The organism is Halobellus sp. MBLA0158, assembly GCF_041477585.1.
In the GTDB taxonomy this organism is placed as follows: Archaea; Halobacteriota; Halobacteria; order Halobacteriales; family Haloferacaceae; genus Haloquadratum; species Haloquadratum rubicundus.
The window spans coordinates 2,032,100-2,048,063 of sequence record NZ_JBGNYA010000001.1; the positions used below are offsets into that span (position 1 = coordinate 2,032,100).

14 protein-coding genes are annotated in these 15,964 nt (G+C 70.6%); 8 read left to right on the forward strand and 6 right to left on the reverse strand.

The window, feature by feature from the left end; genetic code table 11:
• Positions 1-46: 46 nt before the first annotated feature.
• The 4 genes from OS889_RS10420 to OS889_RS10435 all read right to left on the reverse strand — a co-directional run bounded on the left by OS889_RS10420 (position 47) and on the right by OS889_RS10435 (position 6,051).
• Entirely contained in the window at positions 47-802 is a 756-nt protein-coding gene (locus OS889_RS10420) for a hypothetical protein (protein WP_372389672.1), read from the reverse strand.
• Positions 803-896: 94 nt separating this feature from the next.
• Positions 897-4,034, reverse strand: coding sequence for a PAS domain S-box protein (locus tag OS889_RS10425; protein WP_372389675.1), 3,138 nt, complete (start codon positions 4,032-4,034; stop codon positions 897-899).
• 215 nt (positions 4,035-4,249) lie between these two features.
• Positions 4,250-4,444 (reverse strand): cold-shock protein, encoded by a 195-nt coding sequence (locus OS889_RS10430; RefSeq protein ID WP_089766429.1) that lies wholly within the window; start codon positions 4,442-4,444, stop codon positions 4,250-4,252.
• Between the two features lie 266 nt (positions 4,445-4,710).
• A complete protein-coding gene (locus tag OS889_RS10435) occupies positions 4,711-6,051 on the reverse strand; it encodes an FAD-dependent oxidoreductase (protein WP_372389677.1) in 1,341 nt (446 codons plus the stop codon).
• Between the two features lie 203 nt (positions 6,052-6,254).
• Here OS889_RS10435 and OS889_RS10440 point away from each other — a divergent pair, with 203 nt between their 5' ends.
• On the forward strand, positions 6,255-6,428 hold the full coding sequence (locus OS889_RS10440) for a DUF5786 family protein (RefSeq protein WP_372389680.1): 174 nt from the start codon (positions 6,255-6,257) through the stop codon (positions 6,426-6,428).
• Between the two features lie 3 nt (positions 6,429-6,431).
• On the opposite strand, the gene deoC is transcribed toward OS889_RS10440, so the two are convergent.
• Complete coding sequence (gene deoC, locus OS889_RS10445; RefSeq protein WP_372389682.1) at positions 6,432-7,073, reverse strand: deoxyribose-phosphate aldolase; 642 nt, start codon at positions 7,071-7,073, stop codon at positions 6,432-6,434.
• A 114-nt stretch (positions 7,074-7,187) separates the two neighbouring features.
• Between deoC and OS889_RS10450 the strand changes: the two genes are divergently transcribed.
• From OS889_RS10450 to OS889_RS10470, 5 genes are all read left to right on the forward strand, one after another.
• Entirely contained in the window at positions 7,188-8,021 is an 834-nt protein-coding gene (locus tag OS889_RS10450) for a DUF63 family protein (protein WP_372389685.1), read from the forward strand.
• Between the two features lie 59 nt (positions 8,022-8,080).
• Positions 8,081-8,944: an ATP-dependent ribose-1-phosphate kinase gene (locus OS889_RS10455; protein ID WP_372389687.1), complete on the forward strand. Its 864-nt coding sequence runs from the start codon at positions 8,081-8,083 to the stop codon at positions 8,942-8,944.
• A 127-nt stretch (positions 8,945-9,071) separates the two neighbouring features.
• Complete coding sequence (locus OS889_RS10460) at positions 9,072-9,587, forward strand: hypothetical protein (RefSeq protein ID WP_372389689.1); 516 nt, start codon at positions 9,072-9,074, stop codon at positions 9,585-9,587.
• A gap of 80 nt (positions 9,588-9,667) precedes the next feature.
• Positions 9,668-10,396, forward strand: coding sequence for a guanosine phosphorylase (locus OS889_RS10465; RefSeq protein WP_372389692.1), 729 nt, complete (start codon positions 9,668-9,670; stop codon positions 10,394-10,396).
• A gap of 3 nt (positions 10,397-10,399) precedes the next feature.
• Entirely contained in the window at positions 10,400-11,944 is a 1,545-nt protein-coding gene (locus OS889_RS10470; protein ID WP_372389694.1) for a universal stress protein, read from the forward strand.
• A gap of 32 nt (positions 11,945-11,976) precedes the next feature.
• On the opposite strand, the gene OS889_RS10475 is transcribed toward OS889_RS10470, so the two are convergent.
• A complete protein-coding gene (locus OS889_RS10475) occupies positions 11,977-13,341 on the reverse strand; it encodes an NAD-binding protein (protein WP_372389696.1) in 1,365 nt (454 codons plus the stop codon).
• Between the two features lie 83 nt (positions 13,342-13,424).
• On the opposite strand from OS889_RS10475, the gene OS889_RS10480 reads away from it, so the two are divergent.
• Entirely contained in the window at positions 13,425-14,651 is a 1,227-nt protein-coding gene (locus OS889_RS10480; protein WP_372389698.1) for a potassium channel family protein, read from the forward strand.
• Entirely contained in the window at positions 14,648-15,883 is a 1,236-nt protein-coding gene (locus OS889_RS10485) for a DUF8167 domain-containing protein (RefSeq protein WP_372389701.1), read from the forward strand. The genes OS889_RS10480 and OS889_RS10485 overlap by 4 nt, the downstream gene beginning before the upstream one ends.
• Positions 15,884-15,964 lie beyond the last annotated feature (81 nt).

Genomic DNA, 15,964 nt, shown 5'->3' on the forward strand with positions numbered 1-15,964 from the left:
TCTTATCGAGTGGGAACCGGAACGTGGCCGAATCGAAACCGCGAACTCAGAAGCCCAGGCTCCCCCAGCGGATGTACACCATCACGGCAACGATGCTGAGTTGCAAGACGCCCTGGAGTCCGCTCAGTTTCGCGTTGCGCATCCCGATCCGCCCGATGAGGTCGGCGTCGGGATCCGAGGAGGTCATCTCCAGATACATCCGCGCTTCGCCGGGCATCAGCACGCCGAAGCCCAGGATCGTGAGCACGCTGACGATGGCGAGCGCGAGGAGGATCGGGAGCCCCGGCATCGCCAGCGCGCCGAGGTTCGCCACCAGCGAGACCGCGCCGCCGCCGACGATGATTGCGAACAGCGCGAGCCAGCGCCAGTCGGTGAAGGCGTCGAACTGGAACGCGACCGCGGCGAGCGCCGGCCCCATCGCTACGACCGAGAACACGCCGCCCCAGGCCGCGAGCCCCGGGAGGTAGCCCATCTCGCTCGCGAGGACCATCCCGCCGATGATCGTCGTGAACGCCAGGGTCGGCATCAGGAACGCCATCTTCGGCGTGAAGCGCTGGAACACCTCGGCGCGCTCGTCGACGTCGAGGCCGCCCAGCACCGGCCCCAGGACCAGCGCCATAAACAGGTCGGTGCCGGTCCAGAGGACGCCGGCCATCACGTGGACGTAGGTCAGTTGCTGTACCGTTCCGAACGCGATCGCCGCGAGCAGGAGTCCGAGCGGGAGGACGACCGCGCCGACCCCGAAGGCGGGGTTCGCGCGGTTCGCCATCCCGCGGATCGTCCCGGTGATAGAAACGCTCACGCACGGCAGTCCGTCCGACGCCCGCATATATTTTATCGAACCTGACACGACGCGCCGCTTCCGCTCCGAGCGTCCGCTCTCAGGATGGCTATTGTCAGTCCAGGGTCACCGCGGCCGGGCCGCTGGTGTCGATCTCGAAGCGCGCGCCGCCGTCGCGCCCGCTCGTCGCCCGCACCGACCAGCCGTGCGCCTCGACGACCTCCTCGACGATCGAGAGCCCCAGCCCCGTCCCGGTCGGATCGGTCGTGTAACCGAAATCGAAGATGTGCGGGCGCTTCTCAGCCGGGATCCCGGGGCCGTCGTCCTCGACGAAGAACCCCTCGACGGCGTCGCCTTCGCCTGTTCGCAGGGGACCAACCTTGACCGTGACGCCGGGATCGGCGTGCTCGACCGCGTTCCGAAAGAGGTTCGCGAGCACCTCCTCCAGCCGGGAGGCGTCCGCCGAGACCACCGGCAGGCCCGCCTCGATCTCGACGCTCGCGTCCCCGCGGACCTGCGTCCACGCGGTCTCCGCCAACGCGGCGAGGTCGACGGGCTCGCGCTCGGCGATCGAGCGGCCCTGCCGCGCGAGGGTCAGGAGGTCGTCGATCATCCGTTCCATCCGCGCGTGGGCGTCGGCGACGCGCCCGAAGTGCTCATCGGCGTCGGTCTCCAGGGCGATTTCGAGGAAGCCCCGGGCGGCCGTGAGCGGGCCCCGGATGTCGTGGGCGACGACGTGGGCGAACTCCTCCAGCTGCTCGTTCTGCCGCCTGAGTTCGCGCTCGTTCGCGCGGATCTGCTGTTCGTCCGCGACGCTCGCGAACGCGGCTTCGAGGGCCCCCGCGAGCGTCTCCAGCACCTTGGCGTCCGTCTCGTCGAAGGCGTCGGGCGCTTCGGCGGCGACGGCGAGGACGCCCCACTGACCGACGGGGACCGCCACCGCCGACCCGATGGCATCGAGGCCGTCCGATGTCGCCCACCCGCCCCGGAAGTCGCCGAGCCGCGTCCGCTGTCCCGTCTCGAACGCGTCGCGGACGACGTCGATCCCGTCGCCCGCAGTCGCCGCCGAGAGGGCGGCTCCCTCGCCCACCAGTTCCCTCCAGGCGTCCGTCGCGGCGAGCCGGTCGAAGGAGTCGGTCGTCTCGTCGTGGCGCCAGACCGCGGCCGCCGGGAAGCCGACCGCCTCCGACGGCGCCTCGACCGCGATCGAAGCGACCGCGTCGTCGGTGTGGGCCTCGACGAGCCGCTGGGTCGCCCGCCGCAGCGCGTCGAGCCGGCGCTGTCGCCGCCGCTCGCCGGTGACGTCCGTGACGGTGACGACGGCGCCCCCGGTCCCGTCGTCCGCCTCGGTGACCGGCGCGGCGTTGATCGAGAGGTCGCGCCGCGTCCCGTCGGGCCGCTCGATCGAGCCCTCGACGCCCGTCACGGTCTCGCCCGCCATCACCCGCTCGAAGAGGTCCTCGAACACGGGGCGCCTGGACTCGGAGATCGCCGGGTACTTCGTCCCCACCGCCTCCGATTCCGGAATCCCGAAGAGCGACTCCGCGGCGTCGTTCCACCGCCGGACGACCGCGGACGCGTCGACCTCGATGATGGCCAGCGGGGAGGCCTCGAGGATGGAGACGACCTCCCGGGTGAGCGATTCGAGCTCGGACTCGTAGCGGTCCCGCTCGATCTCGTAGCCGAGCCACTGGACGACCAGTTCGACGAAGGCCCGCTCGGCGTCCGAGAAGTCGCGGTCCCTCGGCTCGGGACTGGCGAAACAGACCGTCCCGTAGAGCTCGCCGTCGACGACGAGCCTGCCGCCGAGGTAACAGCGCAGCCCCGACTCCCGGTACGCCGCGTCGTCGGCCCACCCCTCCTCGGGCGCGTTCCGGATCCCGAGGAGGCCCTCGCGCTCGATCGTCCGCCGGCAGTACGCCTCCTCCAGGGACCGGGTCGCTCCGGGCTGGAGGCCCTCGTGCTCGCCGACGGCCTCGACGACGCGCTGCTCCCGGCCGTCGATGCGCGTCACGAACCCGATCGGCAGGCCGAGCCGCTCACGCCCGATGTCGAGCAGTTCCCGGAGCCGCTCTTCCATCGAAAGCCCCGTCCGGGAGGCGCGGCCGTGGAGGTCCGTGAGGGCGCGCTCGTTGGCGCGGAGTTCGGACTCCAGCCGCTGGCGCTCCGTGACGTCGACCGCGACGCCGATGACGCCGTCGACGTCACCCGACTCGTCGTATGCGGGCTCGTACCACGCGTCGAAGACGACGTCCCCGAGTTCGACGGTCCGCGAGACCGACTCGCCGTCGAGCGCCCGGCGGCACGCGTCGCGGATCTCCTCACGCCCTGCGTACACCTCGTCGATCGACTGGCCGACGACCTGGCCGGGCTCCCGCCCGAGGGCGTCGAGGCCGCGGCCGGTCGACTGCACGAACACGCCGTCTTCGTCGAGCTCGAAGAGGACGACCGGGACATTCTCGGTCAGGGCCGACAGCCGCTCGTTCTGCTCGCGGAGGTCGGAGACGAGCCGCTTGCGGCGGGTGATATCCCGCGCGAAGCCGACGTGCCGGGTCAGTTCGCCGTCCTCGTAGATCGGCACGCCCTCGACCCAGACCCAGCGCTCGAAGTCCTCGCCCTCGTTGACGCGGTACTCCGTCTCGACGCGCGAGCCGTTCGCGAGTCGCTCGATCGCGTCCCGGACCGTCTCGCGGTCGTCGGGGTGGACGCCCGCGAGGAAGTCCATCGGATCGGCTTCGAGCGCGTCGGTCGACCGCCCCCAGATCCGCTCGTAGGCATCGTTGATGAACAGGCACTGCTTCCAGTCCGCCGAGAACATCCAGAACACGTCGGGGCTGTGCCGGGTGAGAAGCGAGAGGCGCTGGCGGCTCTCTTCGAGGGCGGCCCGGTCGCGCTCGCGCTCTGTGACGTCGCGGAGGATCGCCAGCACCCGGTCGTCGCCGTCGATCTCCGTGCGGTGGAGCGACACCTCCGCCGTCCTGATCTCGCCGTCGGCCCGTTCGACCAGCCACTCGAACTGCTGGTCCCGCTCGGCGGCCCGATCGACGAGCTCCGCCGCGGCGCGCTCGACCTCCTCGGGCGGGCCGCTGCTGAACTGCGTCACCGGCCGGCCGACGAGGGCCTCGACCGAGTAGCCGGTGAGATCGGCGACGGCGGGGTTCGCGTCGACGACGACGGCCGTCTCGGGGTCGTAGACGACGATCGCGTCGGAGACCTCCTCGAAGAGCTGGCGGTAGAAGTCGCCGGAGGACATACCCGAAAGACTGTCAGCAGCGGAGTAAATCTTTCCCGCTGATACGTGCGGCCCGAACCGGATGGGCGCGGGCTGATGATGTCGTCAGACATCATCAGGACTCAGCGGGGTGAGAGCGGACGCCGAGTCGGCGTCGCAACTGTCGTTCGTAACTGTCGGAAAATCGCGGATCGTCGTCGCCTTCGTATTACGGAGCGGCGACGGGTAGAACCGGATTAGACGCGGACGACGTTCGTCGCGCGGGGGCCCTTGGGGGCCTGTTCGATCTCGAATTCGAGTTCCGTACCCTCAGTGAGATCCTCGCCACCGACGTCTTCCATGTGGAAGAACACGTCCTCGTCAGCGTCCTCTGTCTCGATGAAACCGTAACCGCCCGTGTCGTTGAAGAAGTCAACCGTACCGTTTGCCATTGCAAATAGACGAATGCGAGGTATACGGATAAGGCTTCTGAATCTATTTTTCAAAATCCCGAATACGATTTACGAACATTCGATTTTCGTCGAATCCGTTTTGTCGTCTTTCGTTCGGTCGGTTCCGCGCGGCAGATCCCGTCGGTTCGCCGATTCGCGGGCGCCGGTCGACGGAAACGACAGATTTCGTTTCCTCCCCCCGAGACGGCGGGTCGTGTGCGGGTCGAACGTCACTCTCGACCGGCGTCGGCGACTCTCGCGGGGATCTACGCCTCTCGCGGGAAGTTGTCGATCGTATCCGCGCGGAAGGCGTCCTCGTCGAACTCGTAGTCCGCATCGAAGAACTCCAGGATCGTCTCGGTGTCGCGCATCGCGTTCTTCAGACTCGTCGAGGCGCCCGGCGAGGGCGTGATGTTGAAGATGATGTCGTCGCCGACGATCTTCGCCTCGCCCATATCCAGGGACTTCGCGCTCGTGTCGACGATCTGGGGGCGGACGCCGCCGTAGCCGCTCGCGCGGTCGATGTCGTCGAGGTCGACGCTCGGGACGACCTTCTGGACGTGCGGGAGGAACGCCCGCGGGCCGACCTCCGGGAGGTCGTAGAGCAGATTCCGGACGACGAACGGGAAGAGGATCCGGTCGGCCAGGATGTTGGCGTAGCTCAGGAACGACGCCGGATCGAAGCCGAAGACATCGAGGAAGTCCGGGACCGTCGAGAGCCGGCCGCGCTCCAGCGCCGGCACGAGCTTCGCCGTCGGCCCGAAGCGGGTGATGCTCGGGTCGTGGACGTCGGCGTCGCCGTGGACCGCCGCGAAGGGGAGCTTCTTCATCTGGAGGGTGTAGACCTTCCCGTTCAGCAGGTCGTTCGCGAGGAAGAAGCTCCCCGCGACGGGCAGGAGCGCCATATCCTCGCCGTAGCCGAGTTCCTTCGCGATCTGGAGGCTGTGAGAGCCCGCGGCGACGACGGCGACCTCGCAGTCGAAGGGCCCGCGGTCGGTCGTGAGCGTGTAGCCCTCGGTGTTGCGGGTGACGTCCGCGACTTTCGTGCCCGTGAAGACGTCGACGGAGGCCTCCTCGCGGGCCTGTTCGACGAAGGACTTCGAGGTCGCGCCGTAGTCGACGACGTAGCCGTCGGGCGTCTGGAGCGCGAGCAGGTCGACGTCGGGGTCGCGGCCCTCGACGACCTTCGGTTCGATCTCGGCGATCTCCTCGCGCCCGATCGGGCGGAGCTTCGGGAAGAGGTCGCCGAAGCCCTCGTCGTGGTAGCGCGTCTCCAGTTTCTCGACCTCGTCGTCGCCCACGCCGAGCACCATCTTGCTCCGCTTTGCGTGCATCTCCCGGTCCTCGTCGTGGTTCTCCAGGTAGCCCGCCAGCAGCTCGGCGCCGGTCTTGACGCTTTCTGCCTTCTCGTAGGTGTAGTTCGTCTCGATGTCGCCGAAGTGAAGCGTCTGAGAGTTGTTGGTGTGATGAGAGTTGATCGCCGCGATCTCGGGTTCCTTCTCGATCAGCGCGATCGATTCGATGTCGGTGAACTTCGCCGTCGTGTAGAGGAGCGATGCGCCGCTGATGCCGCCGCCGACGATGACTAAGTCATATTTGCCAGACATACTGAGTCCCTGTGGGTGTGACTACCTCGGTCACTGCGCTCCAACGGGATAACTCCATATCTTTCGATCGGCGTTTAGACGATCGACGAAGTCGATTTCGACGGTTTCAGGAATCGATGGGGTCGCTCCAGTTGTGGGAGAGACACCCACCCGGACGCCCGCCGCATCGTGTGGTTCTTCCGTCGGCGTTTGAACGAACGGGTATGGGATTCGGAAGCTACGACGAGTCCGAACAGCAGGACGCGAGCGCGGACCAGGAGACCGACGGCGAGGCCCTCAACGTCCACGAACACGACCACGACGGCGACGTCGCCGTCGAGTCCGACGTCGACACCGACGCGCTCGTCGACCGACTCGGCGAGATGCGCGAGGAGTAGCGGTCAGTCCGCTCCGGGGAACCCCTCGACGATCTCGACTCCGGAGGACGCGCCGATGCGCTCGGCGCCCGCATCGAGCATCGCTTTTGCCTCCTCGTAGGAGCCGACGCCGCCGCTGGCCTTGACCGGGAGGTACTCGGCCATCAGTTCGACGTCCGCGACGGTCGCGCCGCCGTCGGCGAACCCCGTCGAGGTCTTGACGAAGTCGGCGCCGGCGTCGACGGCGGCCTCGCAGGCCCGGTGTTTCTCCGCGTCCGTGAGGAGCGCGGTCTCGATGATGACCTTCACCGGGATCGGGACCGCGGCGACGACCTCCGCGACGTCGCTTTCGACGCCCTCGTCGTCGCCGGCCTTCAGCCGCCCGACGTTGATGACTATGTCCAGCTCGTCGGCGCCGGTCTGCCAGGCGTCGACCGCCTCGCCGTGCTTGGCCGCCGTCGAGTGCTGGCCGTGCGGGAATCCGATCACGGTCGCGATCGTGACCTCGGGCGCGTACTCGACCGCCTCGGCGATGTAACACGGCGGGATGCAGGCGTTCATCCCGTACTCGCGGGCCTCGTCGAGGACCCGCTCGACGTCTTCGATCGTCGTCTCCGGGCCCAGCACCGTGTGGTCGATGCGGGCCGCGAACTCGGCGCTGTCCATACCTCGTCCCTCGACGGCCAGCGAAAAAAGCCACCGGGTCGGACGGCCGTGTCCCCGTGCCGGGACGCTGGAGCGCTTCGGTACCGTTTTGCCCGCGGGAACGGACGCCGAGATATGGCGATACTCCCCGAGGGGTTCGCGCTCCCGCCGCCCGCGTATCTCCTCGTCCTGGTCGCGACGGGCGGGATCGTCGGACTGGCCCTGCGCCGCCGTCGCCCGCGGGTCACGCCCGCGCGCGTGCTCGCGTTCGCGCCTTGGATGGTGCTCGGATCGGCCGCCCACGTCCTCTACGTGGTCGACGCGCTCCCCAGCGTGATCCGCCCCCTCGCGGGCACGCCCGCGGTGTACCTCAGCGTCGCGATCGCCGCCGCGACCGCCTGGCTCGCGGTCGACGAACTGCTCGACGGATCCGGAGACGGACCGACCGTCGCGGGGGCGCTCGCGGGCACGGGCGGCCTGCTCGCGCTCGTCGCCGTCGGCGCAGTCCTCGCCGCGGGCGCCGCGGCCGGGACGCTCTCGCCCGCGCTCCCCGCCGCGGGGGTCGCGGTCGCGCTGGCCCTCTCCGCGGCGGTCTGGACGCTTCTGACGCGAGCGGTCCCGGACGTGGCGCGGACGGGCGCGCTCGGCGCCTTCGCCGTCTTCGCCCACACGCTCGACGGCGTCTCGACGGCGGTCGGCGTCGACCTGCTAGGCTTCGGCGAGCGGACGCCGCTGTCGCGGATCGTGATCGAGTTCGCCGCCGGGCTCCCGACCGCGGGGGCGATCGGCGGGGGCTGGCTGTTCGTCGTCGTGAAGATCGCGGTCGCGGCCGTGGTCGTCTGGCTGTTCGCGGACCTGATCGAGGAGGATCCAACGCAGTCGCAGCTCCTCCTCGGTTTCGTCGCGGCCGTCGGCCTGGGGCCGGCCGTCCACAACGTCCTGCTGTTTACGATCTCCGCGCCCGGGTGATCCCCGGGGCGGGCGAAGCGACAGAGCGCTTTTGTGACGCGGGAGCGTCGTCTCGGGAAATGCCCCGAGTCATCTGCGCCGGACACCTGAACTGGGACGTGACGCTCCGCGTCGACGCGCTGCCGTCGCCCGACGGCGAGGTGACGGTCGACTCGCGCCGGCGCGGCGGCGGCGGGAGCGCGGCCAACGTCGCCAACGGCCTGTCGGACCTGGACGTCGACGCGTCGCTGCTCGGGAGCGTCGGCGAGGACGAACACGGGTACGTCGCCCGCGACGAACTGGCCGAAAACGGCGTCGACGTCTCGAACGTCGTCGTGACCGGCGAACTGGAGACCACGACGAAGTACATCGTCGTCGAGCCCTCCGGCGAGGTGATGGTGCTCGGCTGTCCCGGCGCCAACGAGGCGTTCACCGCGGCCGATCTCCCCGACTCGGAACTGGCGGCCGCCGACCACCTCCACCTGACGAGCCAGGACCCCGAGACCGCGCGGCGGCTGGCCGAGCGGGCGCGCGAGCTCGACGTCCCGGTCAGTTTCGACCCCGGGCGGCGGATCGACGACCGGGGATACGGCCCGGCGCTCACGACCGTCGACTACCTCTTTCTCAACGACCGCGAGGCGGCGCTCGCCCTCGACGCGTTCGATCTCGCCGAGCAGACGCTGGTCCTGAAACACGGCCCCGAGGGGGCCGAGATCCGCCGGGGCGACGAGCGCACGGCCCACCCGGGCTATCCGATCGACGCCGTCGACACGACCGGCGCGGGCGACGCCTTCGCCGCGGGCTTCATCGCGGCGCTCGCCGACGGCGGCTCCGACCAGCGGGCGCTCGCGGTGGGCAACGCCTGCGGCGCGCTCGCCTCGAAGGTCCCCGGCGCGCGGACGACGCTCACCTGGGAGGAGATCCGCGCGTTCATCGGCGAGTGAACGGAGCGGCGTCCGTCTCGGCGGTCACGGACGTCGATCGACGGCGTCCCGCACGATTGATGGCGTCGCGGGGCGCGAGTCGTCGAAGCGGAGCCCTTTTGCTCGCGGGGCGAGAGGAGACCGACTCGTGACGGTTCCACTGGCCCTCGTCGTCGGCGGCACGCCCGTCGTCCGCTTCGCGCTGCTCGCTGCGGTCTGCGGACTGCTCGGAGCGCTCGTGATGGACGTCCCGATGGCGAACCAGGAGCACGGATTCACGCCGGCGTACGTCGCCGCGGGCACGCTCCGCCGGGTCGGCGCCGAGGAGGTGTCGTTCGAGTCCGCGTTCGTCTTCCACCACGTCACCGGAGGCGTCGCGGGGCTCCTGTACGCAGCGGCGTACCTGGCGTTCGGGCTCGCGTCGGCGGCCCTCGCCGGCCCGGGGGTCGCCCTCGGCGGCGTCGCCGCCTTCCCGCACGTACTCGCGACGCTCCTGGTCTCGGGGTTCGTCTACGGCTTCTTCGCCCACCTAGTGCTCCCGCGGGCCGGCCGCCGGATCTACGAGGAGCGCGCGACCGCGGTCCGGGGGCAGTGGCTCCGCTCGACCGTCGTCTTCGGGATCGTCCTCGGCGTGAGCGTGCCCGCGGCGACGACGCTGCTCTGAGTCCGGGCCGAAACCGGCCGAGTCCCGGCCGCCGCTCGATCGACCGGGTCGCTTTTCACCGTCTCCCGTGAGGTGTCCGTATGGCGAAACAACCCCACCTCCTGGTCGAGTCGGGCGACGTCCACGAGACCGCGCTCATCCCGGGCGATCCCGGCCGGGTCGACCGGATCGCCGACCAGTGCGAGGACGCCGAGACCGTCGCGCAGAACCGCGAGTACAAGGTCGTGAACGCGACCTACGAGGGCGTGCCGCTGACGATCTGCTCGACCGGCATCGGCTGTCCCTCGGCCGCCATCGCCGTCGAGGAACTCTCGGCGGTCGGCGTCGAGACGCTGATCCGCGTCGGGACGACCGGCGCGCTCCAGCGCGGGATCGAGATCGGCGACATGGTGGTCGCGACCGGCGCCGCGAAGGAGGAGGGGACCTCCAAGCGCTACGAGGACAGCGTGATCCCCGCGGTCCCCGATTACGACGTGCTCTCGGCGCTCGTCGACTCGGCCGAGGCGAACGGCGAGGACGTCCACGTCGGCCCGATCGTCTCCGACGACGCGTTCTACAACGAGAACGACGCCTACGTCGAGGAGTGGGAGGCCGCGAACCTCCTGTGCGTCGAGATGGAGGCCGCCGCGGTCTTCTCGCTCGCCCGCCGGAAGGGCCTGGCCGCGGGCGCGATCTGCACCGTCGACGGCAACCTCGTCGAGGGGACCCAGAAGGGCGCCGACTCCGACTCGGAGCTCCCGGAGAAGGCGAAGAACAACGTCGAGCGCGCGATCTCGCTCACGCTGGACGCCGTCGTCGACCTCGCGTAGGCGATGCTGGGCGAGCGGCTCTTCAACGCGGCGGCAGAGCGCCTCGCCGCGGCGCGGAGTCGCATCCGGCGGATCGAGCGCCGGGAGCTCTCGGAGTTCCGGCGGTGGATCCAGAACACCGACAATCTGCTGCACCTCTCGATCGTCCTCTTCGTCCCCGTGGTGATCGGGATCGTCACGTACCTCTCGAACCACGTCCAGACGCTGTCGTTCCTGCTCTTTCCGCCGCTGGCGTCGGGGACGTACACGCTGTTTTCCGACCCCGACGGCCGGCACGCCGATCCGGTCCGCTTCGTCGCGAGCCTGAGTTCGGGCGCGCTCTGCGGGCTGGCGGCCTACTCGACGACGGCGTGGCTCTACGGCGACACCGGCGGCGCGTTCGTCCACCCCGAGAGCGCCGCGCTCGCCATCTTCCTCACCGGGCTCGTGACGTGGGCGGGCCACGTCGAGGCGCCCTCGGCCTTCTCGACGGCGCTCTTGGCGCTCGTCACCGGCGACGTCGACCCCGTCACGTACGTCGTCAGCGTTTTCCTCGCGGCGGTGTTCGTCGCGGGCGCGTTCGTGATCTGGCGCGAGAGCTTCTACGAGAAGCGAGCGGAGTACCTCTACGAGACGGTCCACGGCGACGACCACGTGCTCGTTCCGATGCGCGGCGAGACCGCCGAGCGGACCGCGCTGTTCGGCGCGCGCCTCGCGGCCGCCCATGAGGCGGGCAAGGTAGTCCTGCTGGAGGTCGTCTCCGAGGAGCGGGCGGACGCGTTCGACCCCGACGATCCCTCGCCGTTCCACGAGTCGATCGGCGACTCCGACGGCCCCGAGGAGGCGGATCCCACCGAGACGGATTCCGACGCGGCGGCGCGCGACGGAGCGGTCGCCGGCGACGCCGACCCCGACGCGGGCTCGACCGAGTCGGGCCCGATGCTGATGCGCGAGACCGTCCAGCGGCTCGAACGCTGCGCCGCGAGCATCCACACCCGCGTCGGCGTCCCCTGCGAGGTCGTCGTCGTCTCCGGCGATCCGGTCACCGCGACGGTCGAAGCCGCGCGGGACGCCAACTGCGACCTCGTCGTGACGCCCTACGAGGAAGACCGGGGCACGCTGTCGTCGTTCGTCCGGGGCGTCTTCGCGAGCGACCTCGACGCGGTGGCCTTCCGATCGATGCTCGACCGGCGGCGGTGGACCCGGGTGCTGGTGCTCGTGGCCCGCCCGGGCGACGTCGCCCACGGGATGATCGACTTCGCCACCCGGCTGACCGGCGACCGCGGGACCGTGAGCGTCACGACCTGCATCGGGAGCGAGGTCGAGCGCCGGACCGCCGAGACCCACCTCGATCACCTCGTCGAGACCGTGAGCGGCAACGTCGAGACCCGGGTGGCCCGCTCCGACGTCGACGACTTCATCGCGGCGAACGCCGGCAACTACGACCTGCTCGTCTTGGGCTCCAGCGGCGAGCGCTCGCCGGCCTCGCGGTTCGTCTCCCCGCCGACGTTCCAGCGGCTCCAGGAACTGGACTGCGACGTCGCGGTCTTCGATCGGGGACGGCCGTAGGCGGGAGACCGAGCCGGAGTCCGAGCGAGGCGCTACTCGTCCTCGTTCTCGTCCCGGCCTTCGGGCGCGTCTCCCGCGTCCGGCTCCGCGTCAGTGTCGGAGTCGAAACTGAAGCCGGTCCCGTCGGCGTCCTCCGACTCGCCCGACGCCGACGTGTCGCTCTCACCGTCCGCTTCCGAGAACGACTCGTCGGCCGCCTCTGATGCTCCGCTGACGGCCGCCGCGGCGCTTTCGAGGTCCTCTTCGCCCGCGCCGAGCAGACGCTCTTCGAGTTCCTCGGCGCCGTGGCCGCCGAGCGCGGACTCCGCGAGGAAGTGCGCGCCGAGGGTCGCCGGGCTGATCACGGTGTCGGCGCCGGCGCGCTTCAGCTTGTTCACGTTCTCCCGCTGGGTCGCGGCGGCGACGATCGTCACCTCGGGGTTGAGCTGCCGCGCGGTCAGGATCGCCAGGGCGTCCTCGGCGTCGTTGTTCGTCGCGGCGACGACCGCCTGAGCGACCCCGACCTTCCCGCGGTGTTGGGCCTCCTCGTCGCTCGGGTCGTCTGTGAGGACCGTGTAGCCCCGATCGGAGAGGCGCCGCGCGCGCTCCTCGTCGGGGACGACCACGAGGACGTCCGCCTTCGCCGAGAGCTCTTCGAGAATCGGTTCCGTCAGGTCCCCGAAGCCGAGTACGAGGACGTGGTTGTCGAGTACGTCGAGTTGTTCTTCTGTCATACGTCCGAGTGCTTTCGAGAACTGCGCTTCGATCAGCGGCGTGAAGACGACCCCCAGCACCACCGCGAACGACGAGACCGTCACCAGGAGCACCGAAAGCGCGAACAGCTTCCCGACCGCGGAGGTCGGGGTGATGTCGCCGTAGCCGACGGTGCTCCCCGTGACGAGCGAGAAGTAGAAGGCGTCCAGCAGGGTGTCGACGCTGTTGAAGTGCTCTCGGAGCGCGAAGGCGCCGGCGGTCCCGTAGCCCTGCGCGCCCGCGAGCGCCGCGAGCGACGCGATCTGGGTCGTCGACAGCGAGATCTCCCGGTCGAACGCGCGGAAGTTCAGCCCCACGATGACGAGGGCGAACGCCGAGAGCGCGACGAGCGGGATCGACAGGCGCGAGGACTGGAGGAGCCCCTGCAGTCCGGAGATCGGAAAGAGCAGCAGCGCCGCCCACCACGCGCTCCGAAGCCGCCGGCGGAGGCCGAAGGCACACACGAGCAGGACGAAGCCGGTCAGCGTGCCCGTGAACGCGGTGATCTGCTTTACGACTCCCGGAACGACGACGCCGAAGAAGAGGAAGTCCGCGGCCCCGCCGACGCCGATGTTGGCGATGCCGGTCACGACCGAGACCACGCCGACGACGAGCGTCAGCACGACGGAGGCGCGCGCGCCGATCCAGTCCCGAGAGATCGCCATACGTTCGGGTCCCGCGCCGCCGCCTTAAGAATCTCGCGCTCGCGCTCGAAAAGCGTAAAGCGCCGGGCCGAGTGAGGCCACCGATGGCTTCGCTCCCGGTCGAAATTCTGTACGGGCTCTATCTGGGGATCCTGACCGGCCTCGTCCCCGCGCTCATCGCGTGGCTGCTCGGATTCGGGTTCAAGTACTTCACGGGCATCACCGTACCCGGGCTGGGGGTCGTCGCCCTCGGGGTCGCGATCGCCGGGCTCAACGGGGGCCTCTTGGCCCTCGCGGACCCGAGCCTCACCGGCTCGACGAATCAGCTCCGACTGACGATCGCGCTCCTGGTCGTCCTGATGGGCACGCTCTACGCGCACGGCCAGGGCGACAAGATGGGCGCGTCGCTGCCGAAGCGCCTCAGCCTGCGCGAACTCACGAAGCGGACGCTCTCGGCGGACGTCGTCGAGCTGGTCGGCGGCCGCGGCCAGGTCCGCATCTCCGTCGTCGGCGACGTCGGCGACCTCGAAGGCTATCCGCCGCTACCGGCCGCGCTCCGGGAGACCATCAGGGACGATACCTGGACCTTCCCCGCGGACCTCCCGCTCCCGGAGCTCGAATCGCGGGTCGAGGCCGCGCTCCGGACCGACTACGACCTCGTCGAGGTGTCTGTCACCCTCGACGAGCGCGGCCGGGCGTCGATCGTGGCCGCCCCGCCGTCGAGCGGGCTCTCGAAGCACCTCGACCCCGGCGAGCGCGCCGTCTCCGTCGAGGCCCTCGTGCCGACCGGCGCCGCGCGCGGCGACGAAGTGATCGCCTGGGCCGACGGCGAGCGCTACGAGGCGACCGTGCTCGGTGTCGTCGACGAGGCGGACGCGACCGAGGCGGAACCGACGCCCGAGCCTGACCTATCGGAGGACGAAGACCAGCCGGTGGCCGCCGAACCGACGGCCCCGGCGGCGGCCGGCGGTCGCGCCCGACTCACGCTCGCGGCGTCGCGAGCGACCGCGACATCGCTGCTCGCGGCCGACGACGTCAGGGTGGCGGTGCGGTCCCGCGGGAGCCGACGCGAGTTCGAGCTCGTCGGGCTCCTCCGACGGACCGGCAAGCGCTTCCGGCGCGTCACCGTCCGCGAGGGGACCGACATCGCCGGGACGACGCTCGGCGAGACGGCGGTCCGGGACGCCTACGGCGTCGCGGTGCTCGCCGTCCGCCACGGCGGCTCGTGGGTGATCGCGCCGCGGGGGTCCCAGGCGGTCGACGCCGGCGACGACCTCCTCGTAGTCGGGAGCAAGAGCGACCTGGACGCCTTCGCGGGGGTGGTGGCGTGACCCCACTCCAGGTCGGCGGCGCGATCCCGGACGATCCGACGCTCGTGAGCGCGGGGATCCAGGTCCTCGGGCTGTCGGCGCTGGCCGCGGGGCTCGCCGCGCTCGCGGCCATCGTCTACCGCTGGTACGCGCGCGAGGAAATTCCCGCGTGGTTGGCAACGCTCGTCGGCGCGGCGGGCGTCGCGCTCTACCTCAACGCCGTCGGGCTGTTCCAGCGCGCGGTCGGGACCGGCGCCACGGAGATCTTCGACCCGTCGACCGTGCTCGTCAACGCGGTGACCCTCGGCGCGGCCGTCGTGGTCTCGCCCGCGGGTCGGGCAGTCGGCGACCGACTCACCACGAGCGCGTTCGCGATCGCGGGCTCCCGCCAGCTCGACACCGACGTGAGCCGGATCGTCAGCAGCGTCGGCCGCGTCCGGCCGGTCGAACTCCCCGAGGAGCCGGGCGACATCGACGACATCGAGGGCTACGACCCCGTCCGTCCCGCGACGAAGGAGGAACTGGCGGGCAAGACGCTCCTCGTGCCGCGGCACCTCCGGGGCGAGGACCTCCGCGAGCGCGTCGTCGCGAGAATCAAGGAGGACTACGCCGTCGGCTACGTGGACCTCGAACTCGACAGCGACGGGGCGGTCACGCGACTCGGTCTCGGCCGTCGCATCGCCGGCATCGGCACCACGCTCGCGCCCGGCTTCGCGGCCGTCGCAGTCCAGGCGGACCCCGGTGCCGGCGCGTCCGCCGGCGACGCGGTGCAGTTGTGGCGGCGGGTCGAGCCCGACGAGACCGGCGCCGACACCGACGCGGAGGCGCCGGGCGTCGGGAGCGCAGAGCGCGTCGCGAGCGGTGAACTTCGTGCGGCGGGCGACGACGTCGCCACGGTCATCCTCGACGAGGCCGACGTCGCTGGCCTCGACCCGGAGGGGACCTATCGCCTGCTGACGCTGCCGACCGACCCCGGCGCCGAGCGGGAGTTCACCTCGCTCCTCCGCGCGGCCGACGAGACGATGGACGTCGTGACCGTGCAGGCGGGAAGCGCCCTCGACGGCGCGGCGCTCCGCACGCTCGAAGCGACGGTCGCGGCCGTGCGCTCGTCGGGCGGCGCGATCGAGCCGATCCCCCCGCGGAGCCGCGAACTCGCCGCGGGCGACGACCTCTACCTGGTCGCGCGACCTGAGCGCCTCCGCGAGATCGCGGGGCTGGCGAGCGCGTCGTCGGGGGACGGCGCCGGGCAGTGACCGAACGCCGGCCGCCCCGTCAGCGCGGCAGATCGTCCGCCGGTCCCACTGCGTAACGCTCAACTCGGCCCGGGCGCGAGT